The sequence below is a fragment of the Myxococcaceae bacterium JPH2 genome (genome assembly GCA_016458225.1).
Classification (GTDB): Bacteria; Myxococcota; Myxococcia; order Myxococcales; family Myxococcaceae; genus Citreicoccus.
Genome location: JAEMGR010000010.1, coordinates 172845 through 191647 on the forward strand (window position 1 = coordinate 172845; position 18803 = coordinate 191647).

Annotated in this window: 15 protein-coding genes and 1 tRNA gene; 6 read left to right on the forward strand and 10 right to left on the reverse strand. The window is 68.5% G+C overall.

The features are described from left to right. The first annotated feature begins 528 nt into the window (after positions 1 to 528). Positions 529 to 1524, forward strand: a complete 996-nt coding sequence (locus tag JGU66_18105) for an alpha/beta fold hydrolase (protein MBJ6762683.1) — start codon at positions 529 to 531, stop codon at positions 1522 to 1524. Here JGU66_18105 and JGU66_18110 read toward each other — a convergent pair. Then, positions 1476 to 3938 (reverse strand): MMPL family transporter, encoded by a 2463-nt coding sequence (locus JGU66_18110; protein MBJ6762684.1) that lies wholly within the window; start codon positions 3936 to 3938, stop codon positions 1476 to 1478. The genes JGU66_18105 and JGU66_18110 overlap by 49 nt on opposite strands. Before the next feature lie 144 nt (positions 3939 to 4082). Between JGU66_18110 and JGU66_18115 the strand changes: the two genes are divergently transcribed. Continuing rightward, on the forward strand, positions 4083 to 4421 hold the full coding sequence (locus JGU66_18115) for a TerB family tellurite resistance protein (GenBank protein ID MBJ6762685.1): 339 nt from the start codon (positions 4083 to 4085) through the stop codon (positions 4419 to 4421). A gap of 88 nt (positions 4422 to 4509) precedes the next feature. Here the strand turns inward: JGU66_18115 and JGU66_18120 are convergent, their stop codons facing one another. Then, on the reverse strand, positions 4510 to 7749 hold the full coding sequence (locus tag JGU66_18120; protein MBJ6762686.1) for a hypothetical protein: 3240 nt from the start codon (positions 7747 to 7749) through the stop codon (positions 4510 to 4512). Between the two features lie 372 nt (positions 7750 to 8121). On the opposite strand from JGU66_18120, the gene JGU66_18125 reads away from it, so the two are divergent. Both JGU66_18125 and JGU66_18130 read left to right on the forward strand, forming a co-directional pair. Beyond that, on the forward strand, positions 8122 to 8535 hold the full coding sequence (locus JGU66_18125) for a hypothetical protein (protein ID MBJ6762687.1): 414 nt from the start codon (positions 8122 to 8124) through the stop codon (positions 8533 to 8535). A gap of 171 nt (positions 8536 to 8706) precedes the next feature. Next, positions 8707 to 9228, forward strand: coding sequence for a GNAT family N-acetyltransferase (locus JGU66_18130; GenBank protein MBJ6762688.1), 522 nt, complete (start codon positions 8707 to 8709; stop codon positions 9226 to 9228). A 91-nt stretch (positions 9229 to 9319) separates the two neighbouring features. Here JGU66_18130 and JGU66_18135 read toward each other — a convergent pair whose 3' ends face one another. The 3 genes from JGU66_18135 to JGU66_18145 form a co-directional block, all read right to left on the reverse strand. Continuing rightward, positions 9320 to 9814 (reverse strand): endonuclease V, encoded by a 495-nt coding sequence (locus JGU66_18135; protein ID MBJ6762689.1) that lies wholly within the window; start codon positions 9812 to 9814, stop codon positions 9320 to 9322. Between the two features lie 156 nt (positions 9815 to 9970). Continuing rightward, complete coding sequence (locus JGU66_18140) at positions 9971 to 10249, reverse strand: hypothetical protein (GenBank protein MBJ6762690.1); 279 nt, start codon at positions 10247 to 10249, stop codon at positions 9971 to 9973. 644 nt (positions 10250 to 10893) lie between these two features. Then, positions 10894 to 10968: transfer RNA gene (locus tag JGU66_18145), tRNA-Thr, on the reverse strand. Between the two features lie 289 nt (positions 10969 to 11257). Here JGU66_18145 and JGU66_18150 point away from each other — a divergent pair. Beyond that, complete coding sequence (locus JGU66_18150) at positions 11258 to 12808, forward strand: Glu/Leu/Phe/Val dehydrogenase (protein ID MBJ6762691.1); 1551 nt, start codon at positions 11258 to 11260, stop codon at positions 12806 to 12808. A 125-nt stretch (positions 12809 to 12933) separates the two neighbouring features. Here the strand turns inward: JGU66_18150 and JGU66_18155 are convergent, their stop codons facing one another. Beyond that, positions 12934 to 13293, reverse strand: coding sequence for a PilZ domain-containing protein (locus JGU66_18155; protein ID MBJ6762692.1), 360 nt, complete (start codon positions 13291 to 13293; stop codon positions 12934 to 12936). A gap of 175 nt (positions 13294 to 13468) precedes the next feature. Here JGU66_18155 and JGU66_18160 point away from each other — a divergent pair, with 175 nt between their 5' ends. Next, the gene (locus tag JGU66_18160; GenBank protein ID MBJ6762693.1) at positions 13469 to 14104 is read left to right on the forward strand and encodes a hypothetical protein; all 636 of its coding nucleotides are present in this window, start codon (positions 13469 to 13471) and stop codon (positions 14102 to 14104) included. A 13-nt stretch (positions 14105 to 14117) separates the two neighbouring features. On the opposite strand, the gene JGU66_18165 is transcribed toward JGU66_18160, so the two are convergent. The 4 genes from JGU66_18165 to ftsH form a co-directional block, all read right to left on the reverse strand. Beyond that, positions 14118 to 15650: a trypsin-like peptidase domain-containing protein gene (locus tag JGU66_18165; GenBank protein MBJ6762694.1), complete on the reverse strand. Its 1533-nt coding sequence runs from the start codon at positions 15648 to 15650 to the stop codon at positions 14118 to 14120. A gap of 57 nt (positions 15651 to 15707) precedes the next feature. After that, positions 15708 to 16310, reverse strand: a complete 603-nt coding sequence (locus tag JGU66_18170; protein MBJ6762695.1) for a nucleotide exchange factor GrpE — start codon at positions 16308 to 16310, stop codon at positions 15708 to 15710. Positions 16311 to 16378: 68 nt separating this feature from the next. Continuing rightward, the gene (locus JGU66_18175) at positions 16379 to 16624 is read right to left on the reverse strand and encodes a hypothetical protein (GenBank protein MBJ6762696.1); all 246 of its coding nucleotides are present in this window, start codon (positions 16622 to 16624) and stop codon (positions 16379 to 16381) included. Between the two features lie 98 nt (positions 16625 to 16722). Continuing rightward, positions 16723 to 18735 (reverse strand): ATP-dependent zinc metalloprotease FtsH, encoded by a 2013-nt coding sequence (gene ftsH, locus JGU66_18180; protein MBJ6762697.1) that lies wholly within the window; start codon positions 18733 to 18735, stop codon positions 16723 to 16725. Positions 18736 to 18803: the final 68 nt, after the last annotated feature.

Here is an 18803-nt window from a genome sequence, read left to right on the forward strand (position 1 = left end):
GAGGAGGAACGATGTCCCGCTCATGGTGGTGCTGGGCCGTGCTGTGGCTGTGCGTGTCCGGATGCAAGCACACGCACGAGGAGAAGCCTCCCGAATCCCCCGTGAGCACCGCCCCTCGGGCTTGTCGCGCGCCCGATGAGTCCGGCTGCGCGCGCTGCTGCGACCCCTCTCCCGGAGGTTGCACGGTCCGAAGCTGGACAGGTGGCGCCGAGGCCGGCTCGGTTCAGCCCTGGTACAACTCCGAGGAGGCTTCGCAAGACGCCTGCCCGAGCGACTGCGCCCCGTGCGATCCCTGCTCACGTCGCGCGGAGCAAGAGCTGCGCGAGATGCCAGCCCGGCCCGAGTGCGACTGCACCCAGCCCAAGCAGATCGACGCCTGCTTCAACCCAACGTCCTGTGCCTGTCATTGCGAGCGGAAGGAGCGCCTCACGCGCGCGTGCCCCCATGTCTCGGCGACACCGGATGCACCCGCGCACTGAATCCGCCGAAGGAACTGACGGGCTCAGCGGTGTTCGCGATGATGGCGCGATGACACGTCGAAGCGTTCGCCTCCTGGGACTCGCCGCGGTGCTGCTCCTCGTGGGCTGCACGCAGCGCGCCGCGCTCCGCGATGAGCCCCAGTGGACCGATTCGGCCGCGCATCGCGTGGGGAGCGTTCGCGTCAGCGAGGGCGCGGCGCTGGAGTACCTCGACTTCGGCGGCCAGGGCGCGCACGTCGTGTTGCTCGCGGGACTGGGCAACACCGCGCACATCTTCGACGACTACGCCCCGCGCCTCACCGATGCGTTCCACGTCGTCGCCCTCACCCGGCGCGGCTTCGGAGCATCCAGCAAGCCTCCCGCGGGCTATGACCTGCGCACCCGTGTGGAGGACCTCCGCCGCGCGCTGGATGCCCTGCACCTGGACAAGGTGTCCCTCGTCGGACACTCGGTCGCGGGAGATGAGCTGACCGCATTCGCGGGCACGTATCCGGAGCGTGTCCACAAACTCGTGTACCTGGAGGCCGCCTATGATCACACCGCGATCGACGCCGTGGTGAAGGACGCCCCCGCGTTCCCGCCTCCGAGCGCGCAGGACCTCGCCTCGCCCCGCGCCTTCCAGTCCTGGCAAGCGCGTCTTCAAGGCATCACCGTCCCCGAGTCCGAGGTCCGAGCGAGCAACGTCTTCGCCCCCAGCGGACAGTGGACCGAGGACATCACCCCAGGCTTCGTCTACGAGCAGCTCGCCCAGGGCAACGCGACCCCGGACTACTCACGCGTCCAAGCGCCCGTGCTCGCCTACTTCGTCGTGGAGGAGTCCGCCGACATCGTCCAGCCCTGGGTCGCCACGCTGGAGGCACCCGCTCGCGAACAGGCCCTGCGGGTGCTGACGTCACTCGCCAGACTGGGGGCTCAGGAGCGTGAGCGGCTCCAGCGCCAGTTGCCCGCGGCGAGCGTCGTGGAGCTGCGCGGGACGAACCACTACTTCTTCCTGACTCACTCCGAGGTGACATCCGAGGTCAGGGCGTTCTTGCTCGCGCCCTGAACCACCGGACGCAGCCATCGCGCCGCCAGGCCCGGCAGCAGCACCAACGCCACCGCGGCGCTGATGGCGGTCCCCAGCCCCGTGGAGATTCCCAGCGCCCGCATCGCCCCGTTCTGGGCGATGGCCAGCGTGCCGAAGCCCGCGAGCGTGGTGAACGCGGCCAGCAACACCCCGAGCTGCTCGACTCCGTCCGGTTGATTCCCCGCGAGCCCCTCCAGCGCGAAGAGGCCGTAGTCCACGCCGCAGCCGAACACGAGCACGAGCCCGCCGGCCGATACGAGGTTCACCGGCAGGCCCAGCAGCGACATGAGCCCCACGGTCAACACCAGCGCCACCGCACAAGGCAGGCACGTGAGGATCGCCTGGCGCACGGAGCGGTAGACCCAGGTGAGGAACAGCACGTTCCCGAAGATGCCGAGCACACACAGCATGGCGATCTGCCGGGGAATCTCCGCCACCGCTCGGTTGGCCAGGGCCTCGCTGTCCACCATGCGCGCGCCCGAGGGCAGGACCGCGCTCACCGCATCCAGCGAGCTTCCCGCGCGGCGCTCCAACGTCGTCGCGACCCGGCACTCCCCACCCTCGCAGCGGATGGCCCGCGACAGCAGCATTCCCAATGACGTGCCTTGGAGTTCCTCGGGGGTGATGGGCGCCACCTCGCCGCGCGACACCGTGCCCACCTCCTGCCAGAAGCGAGTGAAGGCCTCGGGGGTGAAGCCCGCCGCGACACTCGCGGCGGAGAGCTTCTGCTTCGCGGCCTCCAGGTCCATCCCGCGCAACTGCTCCGCGCGCTGCCGCTGGGTCTCCGCCGAGGGAACCAGCGCCGCCAGACTCATCGCGGACGAGAGCACCCCCGAGCGCTTCAAGGGCTCGATGGACCGCGCCACCGCGTCGTTCACCCGAAGCGCGTCCTCCAACGTTGCCCCGCTCGACACCACGAGCGAGGAACTCGACGGCTGGCGGAACAGCGCGAGCACCTCGTCATAGTCCGCCAGCGTGCGTGCGTTCTGCGAGTCGAGCTTCCGCAAGTCCCCATCGAACACGAGGCTTCGCGAGAACCAGCCCCCCAGCGCCAACAGGACAATCGTCGTCACCAGCGCCGCGCGCGGAGGCAACGCGAAGCGAAGCAGGCGCGGGGCCATCCCCGAGGGAGACGGACGCTGCGGCCCGAACCGCGCACACAGCGGAGGCACGAGCACGAAGTTGGCAACGAACGCCAGCACCAGCCCGATGGTGGAGAAGTACCCCAGCTCACGCAGCGCGGGGAACTCCGAGAGGAACAGCGCGAGGAACCCCATCGCGGTGGTGAAGAACCCCAGACACAGCCCCTGGAACACGGCCCGCGTCGTCGCGGTGTACGCGTGCGCTCGGTCTCCCGGCTCGGCGGCCGCGCTGTTGATGAGATGCAGCGGGTAGTCCATGGCGATGCCCACCAAGGCGGACCCGAAGCCCAGCGTGAGCCCGTGCATGTGCCCTTGCAGCAACGTCATGGCCGCCACGCCGCCCACGACGCCGAACACGAGCGGCACCGACGCGAGCACCAGGAGCCGCAGCCCTCGGAAGCGCACCACGAACACGGCGAGCATCACCACCGTGGAGAGGATGAAGTTGTCGGAGATGTCATGGCGGATGGCAGCGGCGCTCTCGGCCGCGAAGCGCGGGCCGCCCACCCAGCGCAGCGTCGCGCGCCCGCCCGTCGCCTGCTTCAGCTCTCCGGAGACGCGCCCCAGCTCATCCATCAACGCCTGCGAGGCATCGACGTCGAGCGCTCGCCGCGCGGGCGTTCCCACGAGCAACAGGTGGGTGCCGTCGGATGACAGCAAGTGCCCTCGGTCCAACTGGAGGTCGCCGCCCTGCTTCGCGAGCCGCCCGAGCAGGTCCGCGTTCAACCCCAGGGGGTCCGCGAGCAACATCTGCTTGAGGCCCATCGCCTCCGGCGCGGCCAAGGACAGCTTCAGCCGCGCGAGGCTCTGGCTCAGCCGCTCGGGCGCGAGGCGCGCCTCCAATTCCTCGCGGGGGTTCTCCAGCAGGTACAGCCGCTTGGGGAGCACCAACGTGCCCAGCTTCACCAGCTCGGCTTGGGTGGGCCCCGAGTAGAGCTGGGAGAACTGGTTCGTCGCCTTCAGCCTCGCGACCAGCGCATCCCCTTGCGCGATCAGCTCGTCCCGCGAGCCACCTGGCAACGACAGGTCCAGGAGCAGTGTGTCCAGCGCCCCGAACTCGGACAGCAGCGTGGCCGCCTCGCCCGGAGAGCCCGGCCCGCCCGGCAGCAGGGCGGCGACGTTCTCGTCCAGATGGACCCGACTGGCGACCGCTCCGGCGCCCCCCAGGACGAGCAGGCAGAGGAGAACGGTCCAGACAGGATGGGCGCGGATCCGGTCGTGCAACGCGAACAGGGGGGACAGTGCATCCATGCGGTCGCGCATGCTTCCCGGGATGGGTCATTCGCGCAACCCACTCCTGCCGGCCTGCCCGCCCGTCGCCGACCGCGCGAAGACGATGACTGGACGCGCCCGCCATAACGGGACAGCCTGGGGAATCCCCATGGACCAGCCCGAATGAGCATGCCCTCGGACCCCGATTCCCAATTCCACATCGAAGTCCTCAAGCTGTTGCTCCAGATCGTCACCAGCGATGACCGAGTCACCCGCGCGGAGATCGATCACCTCGTGGCGGCAGCCCGAGGGATGAGCGTCCCGCTCGCGGAGCTGACCGCGCTCACGCACTGCCTCCAGCACGGCTCGCCCCTGCCCGCCCCCAACCTGGGCCTCCTGCGCATGGACCCGGCGGCAGTCATCCGAGCCGCCCAGGAACTCATCACCCACGACGGCAGCGTGCACGCGGAGGAGATCGCCATGCTTCGCCAGATTCGCGAGCTGCTCGGCGTGACGAGCTGAAGCCACACGATTCAAAGACAGACAGGGCGCCCGATACACGCGGCGCCCTGCCCTGATTCTCTACCGTGTCGTGCCGCGATGCCTCACGTCAGTGGACGCGCCCCGGCGGGAGATTGGACGGCGGCGGGAAGCCAGGCACCGCGGGCCGGACCGACGAGTTCGAGCCCGAGAGCAGCGAAGTCCCGAAGGACGCCTTCGCCTGGATGAGAGGGCTCGTCGTCGGCACGCCACACACGAGCCCATTCAGGTCCACCCTCCGGCGCTCCAGGTCCGCGAACGACCGCGTGACGGACGGGTCGAATCGGTCTGGAATCGGCGCGCTCCCCAAGAGGAAGGGAGACAGGGCGGAGGCCTGCCCCTCACCGCGCGGGCGCACGTGGAGGAAGACGGTGTTCGTCTCACCCGAGTGACAGCCATTGCAGGTGTTCACCGAGAGCTTGAAGCGCGCCTCGTTGGGAACCGACTGCACGGTCCACACGAAGTTGAACGGCGTCAGCGCGGAGCCGGCGAGCAGGGGCTGGTTCTCGAACAAGTCCTCCGGGAAGGTATGCGACTCCGCGAGGACCGAGGACATGTTCTGGTTGACGTAGTCCGTCAGGATGGGTGACCCGTTGAAGATCAGGTCAGGCGTGAGCGCGACGTGAGCGGGCTCCAGCCCTCCGGCCCCCAGGTGGAACTCACGAAGCTCCCAGAACGGATCCAACGCGTTCTCGTTGGTGCGGACCTGATGGATGGCGCTTCCCAGGTACGCGCCCCGCGCGACGAACGACTGGGTGAACCGAGCCGTGAGCGCCTCGAGCTTCTCGTTGTAGCCCGGGTTCCCGACGCCAATGCGACCCAGCTCGTGCCAGTCACGCGCCCACCGCTGGATCTCATCCGCGGAGCCGCCGGGCAGGACGTACTCCAGGATGACGGTGAATGGCAGGGCGTTGCCAAAGGAGTCCGTGACACCGAACACGAAGCGCCCCTCGCCCGCGAACACCCCCTCCTTGCGCAAGTCCATGCGATTGACGATGGCCAGGAGCCGGAACGGCGCGGTCTCGAAGTCCAGCGGGGCCCCCGGCCCACCGCTGCGGCTCTCCCACGGCGTCAGCACCATGCCGTTCATGTTGGGTCGAGCCTGGACATCCGTGAAGCCGATGAACTGCTCCGTGTTCCAGGTCTTCAGCCAGTTGCGCACCAGGTTCGACGGATCCTGTCCGCCATTCATCTGGCGCATGAGATGCCCGAAGGTCCAGACGCCATCGGTCGTGGTCCGGTCCGGGTCCTCCACCACGGACAGGTTGGTGATCATCAGCTCGGACTGGAAGTCCACGCTGCACGTCTGAGGCGCGCATGCCACGGGAGACTCGCAGCCGTTCGCCGGATTGCCATCGCAGTCGAAGGTGCCCACTACACAGCCCAGGCCGCACGTCCCGGCGCCACACACCGCGTGAGCGGACGGAGCGCCCGCGCACACGGTGCTGCACGTTCCACAGTGCGCCTCATCCGAGAGCAGATCCACCTCGCAGCCGTTGGCCGGATTGCCATCGCAGTCCGCGAACCCCATGTCGCAAGCCACTGGCACGGCGACACAGGGGGACCGATTGCCCGCAGCGTCTCGCGTATCCGCGAACAGGGGGCCGGCCCGCTGGCTCGCGGTCAGCGGCACCGCCACCGAACCAAACGGATCCACCTGGAACGGGCCCGCGGGAGCGAACTGCGTGGTGCACGCGGCGTTCGTGAACAACATGATTCGCGAGTCCGCCTCCGCGGACGCGCCAACGATGCCCACCGTGCCGTTCCCCTCCGCGGGAACGAAGCCGGGAGTGAACACCGGCGCGGATGGCGCGATGCCGTCATGTCGGTAGCTGATCGCCACGGCACACGTCGAGACGTTTCCCGCGGGGTCCAGGACTCGAGCAGAGAAGGTCGTCGCGGTGTTGGCGCTCACCGTGACGGCGGGCGAGAACGCGCCCGTGGTGGCATCCGCCGTGGGATTCGCCACGACGGGCGCCACACAGCCCGCGCCTTTGAAGATTTGTACGGTGCTCCCCTTCTCCGCCGTGCCGCGAAGCTGAGGCGTGAGTGTGTTGCCCGGCGACACCGGCAGGAAGCCCGTCAGCGAGGGCACCGCGGGAGTGATGTTGTCGTGCAAGTAATTGCTGACCGTGGAGCACGCGGAGACATTCCCGGCCGCATCCACGGCCTGCGCCGAGTAGCCCGTCGTCGTGTTGGCCGTGACGGTCACGGCCGCGGAGAACGCCCCCGTGGTGGCATCCGCCACGGCGCTCACCACCACGGGCGCCACACAGCCCGCGCCCTTGAAGATTTGTACGGTGCTCCCCTTCTCCGCGGTGCCGCGCACCTGGGGCGTGAGCGAGTTGCTCGGCGACACGGGCTGGAACCCCGTCATCACGGGCGTCGTCGGAGGCATGCCGTCGTGCACGTAGCTCATCGGCTGAGAGCAACCGGACACGTTGCCGGCGGGATCCGTCGCCGTGACGCTGAAAACCGTCGTCGCGTTGGCGGTCGCGGGGACAGCCGCCGAGAACAGGCTCTCCGTCGCGGCCGTGACCGAAACGGCCGGACTCCCCGAGCACGTGGCGTTGGTGTACACGCGCACCGTCGAGCCCGTCTCCGCGTTCCCGAACAGGTTGGGGTTCGAGGTGCTGGACGGCGAGGCCGGGCTGAAGTGCAAGAGGACCGGCGTCGTAGGGGGCGTCGTGTCGGGCTGACAGCCCAACAGCTCGAGCCGGCCCATCGAGACCACCTCGATGCCCGTGCGTGCATCATTGTCATCCGTCACATTGAGACGAAACTTCGAGTAGGTCGCGTTCGCCGGCAGGGTGTACTCGCGGCGCTCGGCGCCCCCCCAGTTCACTTCGTTGGTTCGCGTATCCACCACCACCCACTGCGACCCGTTCCAGGCCTGGAGCGTCCAGTCCTTGGGCGCGCGCGTGGTGAGCGATCCATTCGAGAAGCGGATGGCGTAGCGGATGATCCGCCGGGGGCCGTCTGTCCATTCATACCCAATCCAGGCGGGAGACTGGCGCAGCCCGGAGATCCACATGGAGCTGGGCGTGTCGACCGCGTCGAACGCCATCCAGGCGTCATAGGTCGAGCTGAAGACTCCCGAGCTGGTCACGATGCCGCTCGGCGACGTGGCGCTCGTCATCACCGGAATCTGGCTGGTTCCACAGGTGATGGCCTGAGTCTGGGATGCCGGGCGCGCGCCAGGCGCCTCCGATGAAGCGCCCGCGTCTGGACTGGGCTGACACCCTGGCGCGAACAACAGGAAACAGGCGCTCGCCAAGAGCGAGCCTCCCCACGACTTCATGTATCGCATGCGATAACCCCCTCTGCCTCATTGCAGGGACCACGCACCCCGCGGCCTGACGCCGCTTGCGTGGTTCAGCGCCCGAGCTTCTACGGCACCGCCCCGACACGAGGCGCGAGAAGGGATCAACCGCCACCCCAGTGGGACGAAACCGCCCGGGCGAGGGACGAATCCGTCGCCCTCCCGGTGGTGGCCCCGCGTCGACATGTCGCTCGAGCCCCATCGACATGTCGAACCGGGTGGCCCGACGGGCGCTCAGCCCCGTCCCAAAGGAGCGCGCCCTGCTTCGAGGCTCGGCATGGGCATTGCTCAAGGCAGGGCGCGCTCGCCACGGAGACGTCGTCTCGGTGCGCGATCGCCACCTCGAACCTCTCGGAGACGATGATGCCCATCCCGGCCAATCCGCAGCTGCCCATGACCAACAACAACTCGCTCATGACGACCATCGTCAACAACACGGCCAATACCTTGAGCGTCGTCGTCAGCACTCCGGACTCGACCCAGATCATTTCGATGTCCAGTGCCACGGTGGGCGCGCTGGACTCCGGACAGAACAGCGTCACCGTCATGACCCAATACAATGACGACAACACGCTGAACGTGGGCGTGTGGGACCCGACCTACTCGGAGTCCAACTCCGTGGCGTCGTTCTACTCACACCAGAAGGACCAGGACTCGGTGGTGGGACGGGGCAGCATGCCGTGGATCGACACCATCAACTACATCGGCGGATACGTCGTCACGGAGCAGAACGTGGGGCTGGGCCATATCAGCGTGGTGGTCACCAAGTCCTGAGACAACCACGGGGCGACCTCGAGGCCCGAACCTGGGGCGCCCCGACTGTCTGTCATTGCCGAGCCGGCCTCTACGCCGCCGGCTCGGCGCAGAGGCGCTCGGTGCGTGTCCCGTCGCCCCTCGACGAGGAAGCGCTGGTGCACCGGGTGACTCCTGAGCGAGGCTCTCTCGATGTCGCGCCCCCACGAGCACCTGACCACGGAGCGGCTGCTGCTTCGCGCGATCCACGCGGATGACGTGGACGCGGTCTTCGCCCTCCACTCCGACCCGGAGACCCATCGCTACACCGGCTCGATTGGCGTGCTTCATACACGGGACGAGGCTCGCGCCCTGCTCTCGCGCTGGGAGGAGGATTGGAGCCGGCACGGCATGGGGTACTGGGCCGTGGAGCCACGCGAATCTCTCGGGCAGGTGGTGGGAATCGGGGGCGTGCGGCGCAAGGAATTCGAGGGGCGCCTCGTGCTGAACCTGGCGTATCGCCTCGCGGCTTGGACCTGGGGCCGCGGCTATGCGACGGAGCTCGCCCAAGCAGCCCTGCGCTTCGCCCACGAGGCGGCCGCGGACATTCCCCTGGTGGCGCTCATCCATCCCGACAACGCTCCGTCCATCCGCGTCGCGGAGCGGATTGGCCTCAAGCTCCAGCGCACCCTCGTCCACGAGGGAGTACCCACGCAGGTGTACGTCGTCGGATAGCGCCCCGCGCAGTCCGGCCCAGGGAGTGGCTGGTTGCCTCTGGCTCCCCAGCAGCCCCCCTGTCTCGAAAGGAGAGACGGGCACCGGGGCCTCACTGCCGCGAGAGGCGATCCACATTCTTCAGGAGCGTCGGGATGCGGTAGGGCCCGTGCATGGACCGGACATGCTCCGCCGCGACGTCCGGCGCCATGCCGACGGCCGTCACATGGAGCGGACGCGTGGCATCGCCGCGCAGCACGGGCACCGCGAAGTCCGCGCCCTTGAATGAAGTCTTGGCCACACCGACGACGGGCACGGTGCGCCCGAGCGCCTCGTACAGGTGGGCGCCCAATCCCTTCTCATTCGCGGCGCCCAGCCAGACGTAGCCGTCAATGACGACTGCACCCAGGGGCTGCTCGACCTGGGAGAGCAAGGCGATCAAGACCGGGAGCTCGCGTTCGTAGAAGTGTCCGGGCCGATACTCCGCGGGGGCTGGCAGCCGCACGACGCGCTGATCCGCCAGGGTCTCGGAGGTCCAATCGGAGAAGAGCAACAGCGCTCCAGTGGCACCGTCTTCGACGTAATGGACATCCACGCACGCCAGCACTCAGACACCCTCCCGCGAGGGCGAGAGCGTACTCGGTGCACTCGGCGCGGCGCGAGTCCCGTCCCTCCGGCCGGCCCGCCCCCAAGAGGCGAGTGGGAATGACTGGCGGCGCGCCCGGTCTCGTCGCGCCGTCAGCCGTGACGTTGCAGCGGAGCGCTACTGCGCGGCCTGAACCTCGTACGTGGGCTTGCAGTACGAGTTGGACATGGCGCTGACCGAGCCCGCGGCGGTCGGGCCCGTCCAGTAGCAGGACTTGTCCGCTCGGCATTCATCGCGCGTGGTGTGCGTCGCACAGGCACACGCCCACGGGTCCGACGTACAGAGCGCCTCTGCTTGAGTTTCCGGCGTGCCCTTCGACACCGAGGCGGGCTCCTCGCTACCGCCACAAGCGGCGAGGGAGAACATCAGCGCAATCCAGGGGAGATTTCGGCGCATGGTGATTCCTCCAGCACAACCCAATGAAGCCATCGGGATGATGACGTTCACGACACTGCGACGCTCTGCGATGGAGCTCGTGTCACATCCACGAACTCACGGCTCGCGTTCAGAGACGGCGAGGCAACGGGAGACGCCACCGCTCCAAAGCCGCGAGTGGCATTGCGATAACACAGAATCATCCCGGCTTTCATTGCGCACCCAGACAAATCCTCACGACACGACTTCAAGGATTTGCGAAGCACCGCGCCATGGATTGCGAACCCACTCGTGCCATCGCATGGAACAATTCCTCTCAACTCGAAGCCTACGTCCCTCAATCCATCCGCCGGGATGACAGCGAACGCGAGCGGTGCATGGAGCCCTGCGCCGCGCCACGAGCTCCACTGGCACAGCGGATCCACGGTCATGCATGACAGCGCCATGGGCTCCGTGGCGATGGAGGCGCTAGACATCCCGTAGCGCCGCCCAGCCCACGCGTGGGCGCAGAACCCACGGATCAGTCAGGCGCAGGGATGTCGGACATTCGGACCCACGCGGCGCCCTGGCCCGCGCTCGGCTGCGCGACCGGCCGGCGCCTCGTCCGCTCTGGCGAGACGGGAAAATAAAAACGGGCCGGCTGCTTGCGCAGCCGACCCGTTTCATGGAGCCGACACCCAGGCTTGAACTGGGGACCTACTGATTACGAATCAGTTGCTCTACCGCTGAGCTATGTCGGCGTGACCGAAGGCGGCGCGTAGGTACCATGGGGGTTCGGGTAGGGCAAGCAGAAATGATGTGCCCCTCTCCCGGCTCCCGTGTGACTTGAATATCACCGTGACACGCGTGACACACCGCGTCTGTCGCGGCTGACACACCGCGTTGGCTAACCCCTCATAATAACTTAATAATCCGGACAGTAAGCCCATGTCGCGGTGGTTGACCCCTCGGACCGCCTGTGCACATAAGGGCGCCGCTATCCCCTGCGGCCCCCTCTTACTGGGTGGCCCCCAAGGAGCGTTCTCAGTCATGGCCAGCGAAGAGAATTTCATGCGCGCCCCGGCCCCCTCGCCCAAGCGCACGATCTTCACGGAAGCAATGGAGATCTTCAACCGCGCGGCGGACCTCATCGGGCTCGACAAGCGCGTTCGCCTGGAGCTGGAAGAGCCCGACTACGAGCACATCTTCTACGTCACGGCCAAGCTCAAGGACCGGCTCGTGCCTCTCCTTCCGGAGGAGGCCAAGTCGTTCGCGGATCTGTCCGTCACCCAGGTGCGCAACCCCGAAGGCCTGGAGCGCCTGGCCAACGGCAACATCATCCTGAACGGCCGCGCCCTGCTCGGCTCGGACGTGTCCATCAGCCGTGGACACCTGCGCCTGCCGGACGGCAAGGTCTACCAGCTCGTCCCCGGTGAGTCGCAGCGCTTCAAGGCCTACCGCGTCCAGCACAACCAGGCGCGTGGTCCTTATAAGGGCGGCCTGCGCTACCACCGCGAGGTGTCGCTGGACCTGTTCAAGGCCCTGGCGGCGGAGATGACCTGGAAGACGGCCATCTCCGAGGTTCCGTTCGGCGGCGGCAAGGGCGGCATCCAGATTGATCCGCGCGAGTACGGCAAGGAGGAGCTGGAGGCCATCACCCTGCGCTTCATGTACCGGCTCAAGAGCCTCATCGGGCCGAACATCGACATCCCGGCGCCGGACGTGGGCACCAACCCGGAGATCATGGCCCTGCTCTACCGCCAGTTCTCCGACGGTGAGCGCGAGCGCCACAACCTGCGCGGCATCGTGACGGGCAAGGACGTGCGCATCGGCGGCTCCGAGGGCCGCGGCAAGGCCACCGGCCAGGGCGTCGCGTTCTGCATCGAGGACTACTACGCGGACCGCGGCGAGAGCGTGAAGGGCAAGACCTTCGTGCTCCAGGGCTTCGGCAACGTGGGCAGCCACGCCGCCCTCATCCTCACCAGCATGGGCGCTCGCCTGCTGGCGGTGAACGACGCGGACGGCACCATCTACAACGGTGACGGCATCGACGCGCAGGCCCTGGCCGCCTACGTGGCGGACTCCAAGAACCTCAAGCGCTCGGTCATCGGCTTCCCCGGCGCCCAGAAGATCGAGAAGAAGGATCTCTGGGAGGTCCAGGCGGACATCCTCATCCCCGCGGCGCTGGGCGGAGAAATCACCGCCGACGTGGCCGAGAAGCTCAAGGTCAAGCTCATCGCCGAGGGCGCCAACGGCCCCACCACCCCCGAGGCCGATCGCGTCCTGCAGAAGCGCGGCATCGAGATGATCCCCGACATCATCGCCAACGCCGGCGGCGTGACGGTGAGCTACTACGAGTGGATCCAGAACAAGCGCATGGAGCGCTGGAGCGAGGCCGAGGTCGACCAGCGGCTCGAGCGCGCCATGAAGCGCAACTACCGCATCATCCGCGACATCTCGCGCAACCAGCCGCGCAAGACGGAGATGCACGACAGCCGGCCGTACTGCATCGGCAAGGCCGTGGATCCGCGCTGCGCCGCGATGATCCTCGCGCTCAAGCGCATCGAGGCCCACTACCTCCTCGAGGGCTTCTCGCAGTAATCCGCGCCGAGCGGGCCCGGCTTCCGGGCCCGTGACGCACGAAGGGCACGGCCTTCTTCGGAAGGACCGTGCCCTTTGTCGTTTCCGGAAGGCCCGTTCCCCGGGCCCCGCGCTCCGGCACCCCCTCAGTGCATGACGCGCTCGCGGTCCACCAGGAGCAGCGGCGCGTCATCCATGGTCTCGTACGCCACGATGCGCAGGCCCACGCCGCGGCTGCTGCCCGGACGCCCGTCCTTGCGCCCGAAGGCCAGCGCCACCTGGTAGCGCACCTCGCACAGGCACGTCATCTCCGTGCCGTCCTCGCCCGCGAACGTCACCTTCAGCTTCTCGCCCAGGCCCAGGGAATCCCGGACCTCGATGAACATGCCCCGCGCACTGATGTTGCGACCGATTCCCCGCATCATTCCGTCCTGGGTGGACAGATACACGGTGAAAACCTTGTCGAACCGCAGGTGGGTGCGGCGGTCCTGCTGACGCTCGTTCACGCGGGGTGCCTCCAGAAACAGGAAGTGACAGGCACACCCTACATGGTAGCCACATGTAGGCAATTTATTCACCTGTCGCTACCCGCCCTCACCTCCCCGGAAAGGGCTGCCGCACGGCCGCCGGGGGTGGCAGCATCCGAGGTCCCAACCCCCTGTTTCCTGGAGTCGCATCACCGTGAATCGCTTCCTGGTTGCCGCCGCTGTCCTGCTGCCCGCGCTTGCCCTGGCCGATGTGGACTCCCGCTTCGCGAAGCTGCGCGACGAGTCCGAGCCGCTGGGGGGGCTGGGCGCGTTCCTGGAGAAGTACGTGGGCGAGTGCGAGGGCGCGCTCGTGGACCCGCAGTGCAAGTCGCAGGCGGAGGCCTTCCGCAAGAAGTACCAGGGCAAGCGGCTGTACATGATCGTCACCGAGGACGACGCCAGCATGCTGTCCCCGGGCGCCTTCAACCCCGGCACCAACGAGTACCTCATCAACATCACGCCCTTCTTCGGGGCCGGGAAGTACGCGCTCACGCACGGCGCGCCGAAGAAGACGGATGCGCAGGGCAACCCGGTGCTGCCGCTGCTGTCGGTGAGCGGCACGGCGCCGGAGATGTGGAACGGCGGGACGTTCTCCCGGATGTTCTCCATGCGCGGCGTGCGGGCGCAGGTCGTCTTCTCGCCGCAGGGCGTGTGGGCCCTCCCCAAGAAGGGCGGCGGGAAGATCTACGGCGTCAACGCGCGCATCGAGTCCATCCTGGTGACGGAGGGCCGCACCGGCGAGCAGTTCGGCCTGTGGCTCAACGGCAAGGACGCGCAGGTTCGCCGCTAGGCACGACGGGGCGTCAGCGGGCGATGGCGATGTACTGAAGCACCGTGCCCCGCTGCACCCTCAGGAGGATGCTGGCGCCCGCGCTGCCCCGCTCCAATGCGGCGCGGACTCCCGCGGCATCCTTCACGCGGCGCCGGTTCACCTCGGTCACCACGTCGCCCGCGCGCAGCCCGGCCTGCTCCGCCGCGCTGCGCGGCAGCACGCCGGACACGAGCGCGCCCGTCCAGGCCTCGTAGCCCAGCGGCGCCGCCACCTCGGGCGTCAAGTCCCGCAGGAGGAGCCCCACGTCATTGGCGCTGCTGCTGGCGCGGTTGGTCAGCCCCGAGGTTGCCTCCGCCGCGGGGCGCGCCACCAGCCGCACCGTCACGTCCTGGGTGCCAGTGCCGCGCAGGAGCGTCAGCCGCGCCTCGGTGCCCGGCGCCAACAGCGCCACCTTGCGCAGGAGCTGGAGGTAGCTGCCGATGGGGCGCCCGTTCACCGCCACCAGCCGGTCCCCCGGACGGATGCCCGCCGCCGCGGCCGGGCTGCCTCGGTAGACGTCCCGCACCATGGGCGCGCGCTGAGCGCCGTTCTCGCCATCCTCGTTGATGACGACGCCCAGCCACCCGCGCTCCAGCTTCCCGTTCTCGCGCAGGTTGGGCAGCAGGTCCTTCACCAGGTTGATGGGCACCGCGAAGCCGATGCCCTGCCCCTCGCTGATGATGGCCGTGGCCACGCCGACGACCTCGCCCTTCATGTTGAAGATCGGCCCGCCGGAGTTGCCGGGGTTGATGAGGGCGTCCGTCTGGATGAAGTCATCGAACTGGCCCACGCCCAGCACGCGCTCCTTGGCGGAGATCATCCCGTGCGCCACCGAGTGGTCGAGGCCGAACGGGTTGCCGATGGCCACCACCCAGTCCCCCACCTGAAGCTCGTCCGAGTCCCCCAGGTAGACGGCCGGCAGCTTGTCCATCTCCGCGCCATTCAGGCGCAGGAGCGCCACGTCGGTGGAGGCATCGCGGCCCACCACCTCGGCGGGGAACTCACGGCCGTCCGCCAGGCGCACGGAGATCTGCTGGGCGGTGGAGCCCTCTCGGCCCCCGACCTCCACGCGCGGCGCATCGGGGTTCACCATCGTGCCCATGGAGGGCGCGCGGGAGTTGGCCACCACGTGGTTGTTGGTCACCACCAGCCCGTCCGGCGTCAGCACCAGCCCGGAGCCCGTGGAGCGCTTCATCCCGCCTGGGGCCGAGCCCGGACTCACCGCGGTGATGTTCACCACGCCCGCCTCGACGGCGCGGATCAGCGGCGCCAAGGAGGTGGGCGGAACGAAGTTGGGCAAGCCCGACGAGCCCGGCGCGCGCTCCTGCCAGAGGCCCATGGCGCCCGTCCGCCCGTCTGCTCCCGCCGCGTGGACGCCAATGTAGGTGGCGTGCTCCCGCGCGCGGGCCTGGAGCCAGGGGGTCAGCGGATCCTCGGCGGCACCCGCCAAGGGAGCGAGCGCCAGCACGAGACACACGGAGAGGAAGCGAGGGTGCACGGGGCGGAAGCTTACACGGCGAGCCATGGCGATCCGCCTCAACAGCGCGCACCGCCGGGCCCTTCCCGGCCGCCGGGTCCACTGTCAGGCGTTCGCCGGCGGGATGTACTTGGCCACCTTCACCCGGGCCGGCCGGATGATCCGGTCCTTCAGGCGGTAGCCCGCCCGCACCTCGGCGACGATTCTCTGGTCGTCCTCGGGCACGGGGGTGATCTCCATGTCCGCGGCCTCGGCCAGGTTGGGATCGAACGACTGCCCCACCACCTGGAGGCGCTCGATGCCGGCCGCCTGCACCTTGCGCAGCAGGCTGTCGCGGATCATCCGGACGCCCTGCGCCAACGAGGAGCCGTCCTCGCCGCCCATGCTCAGGGCCCGGTCCAGCTCGTCGATGGCCTCCAGCAGCGTGACGGCCACATCGCCGCGCTCGACGTCGATCATCCGCTCGCGCTCGCGCGTCAGGCGCTGCTTGAACTCCTCGCGGTCCTTGTTGAGCGCCTGGTAGGCCCGAGCGAGCTCATCCACGCGGCGGCGCGAGGCGTCCAGGTCGGCCTGGAGCCGCGCCTTCTCCGCATCCACGGCCGGTGCGCCCTCCTTGCCCGGGACATCCTGGGCGGGGCCACCCTCGGGGGTGGGGGTCGCGGCCTCGGTGGCCTCCGTCTGCGTGTCGTTGTGCGTGTTGCCGGTCATGTCGAACCTATTCGTGCAATGCTCGAGGGCCGCGCGAACGTAACCGCCGAGGCGGTCGTGTCAACGCGCTAGTGCTCGGATGGCGCCGCGGGTGACTCGGCCATGAACCCGTGGTCCACCTGCCCGGTCACCTCGTCGATGATCTCCACCTGTGCGGCGCGCAGCGAGTAGTACAGCAACCACCGCTCGGCCGCCGTCAGCGTCCCTGCGGGCAAGGCCTCCTCGATTTCTTGCACCGTGAGCCGCCCCGCCTTCAGCCCCTTGGCGAAGAGGGCCTTGCGGGCCACGTAGCTCCTGCCGATTCGGTTCTCCACGGCGACTCCTCCCTTCGGCCTGAAGATAATTTCGCCTGTTGGACGCCGCAGGCCGCCGCCGGTTGCAGCCGACGGCGGTCCGGACGGGAGGCAGGCGTTCAGGCGTCGACGGGAGAATCCGAGTGCTGGGTGGGCGGGGTCTCCGGCTCGTTCGGCGCCACCGGGTGGGCCGAGATGACCGCCCGGGCCTCGGGGTGCAGCAGGCCCCGCTCCGCGATGACCTTGGGTCCCAGGATGGTGATCATCGCGTCCTCCTCGATGACCTCCGTCGCCAGGAGGCGCGCGGCCACGGCCTGCACCTTGTCGCGGTGCGTGTTGAGCACGTGACGGGCGCGCTCCAGGGCCTCGGCCACCAGCTTGTGCACCTCTTCGTCGATCATCCGCGCGGTCTGCTCGGAGTAGGAGCGCGTCTCCGGTATGCCCGCCGAGCGCAAGAAGCCCGGCCCGTGCTCGCTGCCCAGCGCCACCGGCCCCAGGCTGCTCATGCCGTAGTCGCGCACCATCATCCGCGCGATCTCCGTGGCCTGCTTCAAGTCATTGGAGGCGCCCGTGGAAATCTCTCCCACGAACAGCTCCTCCGCCGCCCGGCCGCCCATCATCCCCGCCATCTTGTCGCGCAATTCCTCCAGCGACATGAGGTAGCGGTCCTCCAAGGGCAGCGACATGGTGTAGCCCAGCGCCGCCAGTCCGCGAGGGATGATGGAGACCTTCGTCACCCGCTCGGCGTAGGGCAGCATCCACCCCACCACCGCGTGGCCGGCTTCGTGGTGCGCGACAATCTCTTTCTCGCGCTCGTTCATCCGGCGGTTCTTCTTCTCCAGCCCCGCCACCACGCGCTCGATGGCCTCCTCGAAGTCCGCGCGCATCACCGCGTCGCGGTTGCGCCGGGCCGCGAGCAGCGCCGCCTCGTTCACCACGTTGGCCAGATCCGCGCCCACGAAGCCCGGCGTGCGCGAGGCAATCACGCGCAGGTCCACGTCCGGCCCCAGCTTCACCCCGTGCGAGTGGATCTCCAGCACCCGCTCGCGCCCGCGCTTGTCCGGGCGGTCCACCAGCACCTGACGATCGAACCGTCCCGGGCGCATCAGCGCGCTGTCGAGAATCTCCGGGCGGTTGGTGGCCGCCAGGATGATGAGGCCCGCGCGACTGTCAAAGCCATCCATCTCCGCGAGGAGCTGGTTGAGCGTCTGCTCGCGCTCGTCATGGCCGCCCGCGATGCCCGCGTTGCGGCTCTTGCCAATGGCATCCAGCTCATCGATGAAGATGATGCAGGGGGCCTTCGCCGTGGCCTGCGCGAAGAGGTCGCGGACGCGCGCCGCGCCCACGCCCACGAACATCTCCACGAACTCGGAGCCCGAGAGGCTGAAGAAGGGCACTCCGGCCTCGCCCGCCACCGCGCGCGCCAAGAGCGTCTTGCCCGTGCCCGGCGGCCCCACCAGCAGCACGCCCTTGGGGATGCGTCCGCCCAAGCGCCGGAACTTCTCCGGCGTCTTGAGGAACTCGACAATCTCGCGCAGCTCCTCCACCGCCTCGTCCACGCCGGCCACGTCCTTGAAGCCCACGCCCGTGTCCGACTCGGCCTGCACCTTCGCGCGCGTCTTGCCGAAGCTCATCACGCTCTGGGGGCCCTGGCCGATGCCGCCCGTCATCCGGCGCATCATGAAGCTCCAGAAGAGGATGAGCAGGCCCATGGGCAGCAGCCAGATCCACAACACCTCGCTGAAGCTGGACTGGGGCACCGCCTCGAACTGGATGCCCTTCTCCTCGAGGAGCGGGATGAGTTCGTCATCGCCCGGGACGCGGTAGGCCATCCACGGCAGCGCGCTGGGCTCGCTGCGCAGTGTCTTCTGCTCACCGGCCGGCGGCTGGGCGTTCTCCTTGAGGAAGCCCTTCACCCACTCGTTGGAAATCTGAACGCGACTGAACTGCCCGTTCTCGATGGCGTCGCGCAGTTGGCTGTAGCTCACGCGCCGCACGCCCGCGTCCTGGAAGACATTGCGGAACAGCAAGAATCCCAGGACCAGCAACAGGATGTAGCCCAGTGGCGAGCCAAACTTGAACCCGCCGCGCGTTGGCGTGGGTTTGTCTGGCTTCTTTCCACGGGGCCCCATCCCTGGCGGCAGATCCTGTGGCTTCATCGTCGGCACGCTTGGCCTCCCCCGCCCCCCAACACGCACGC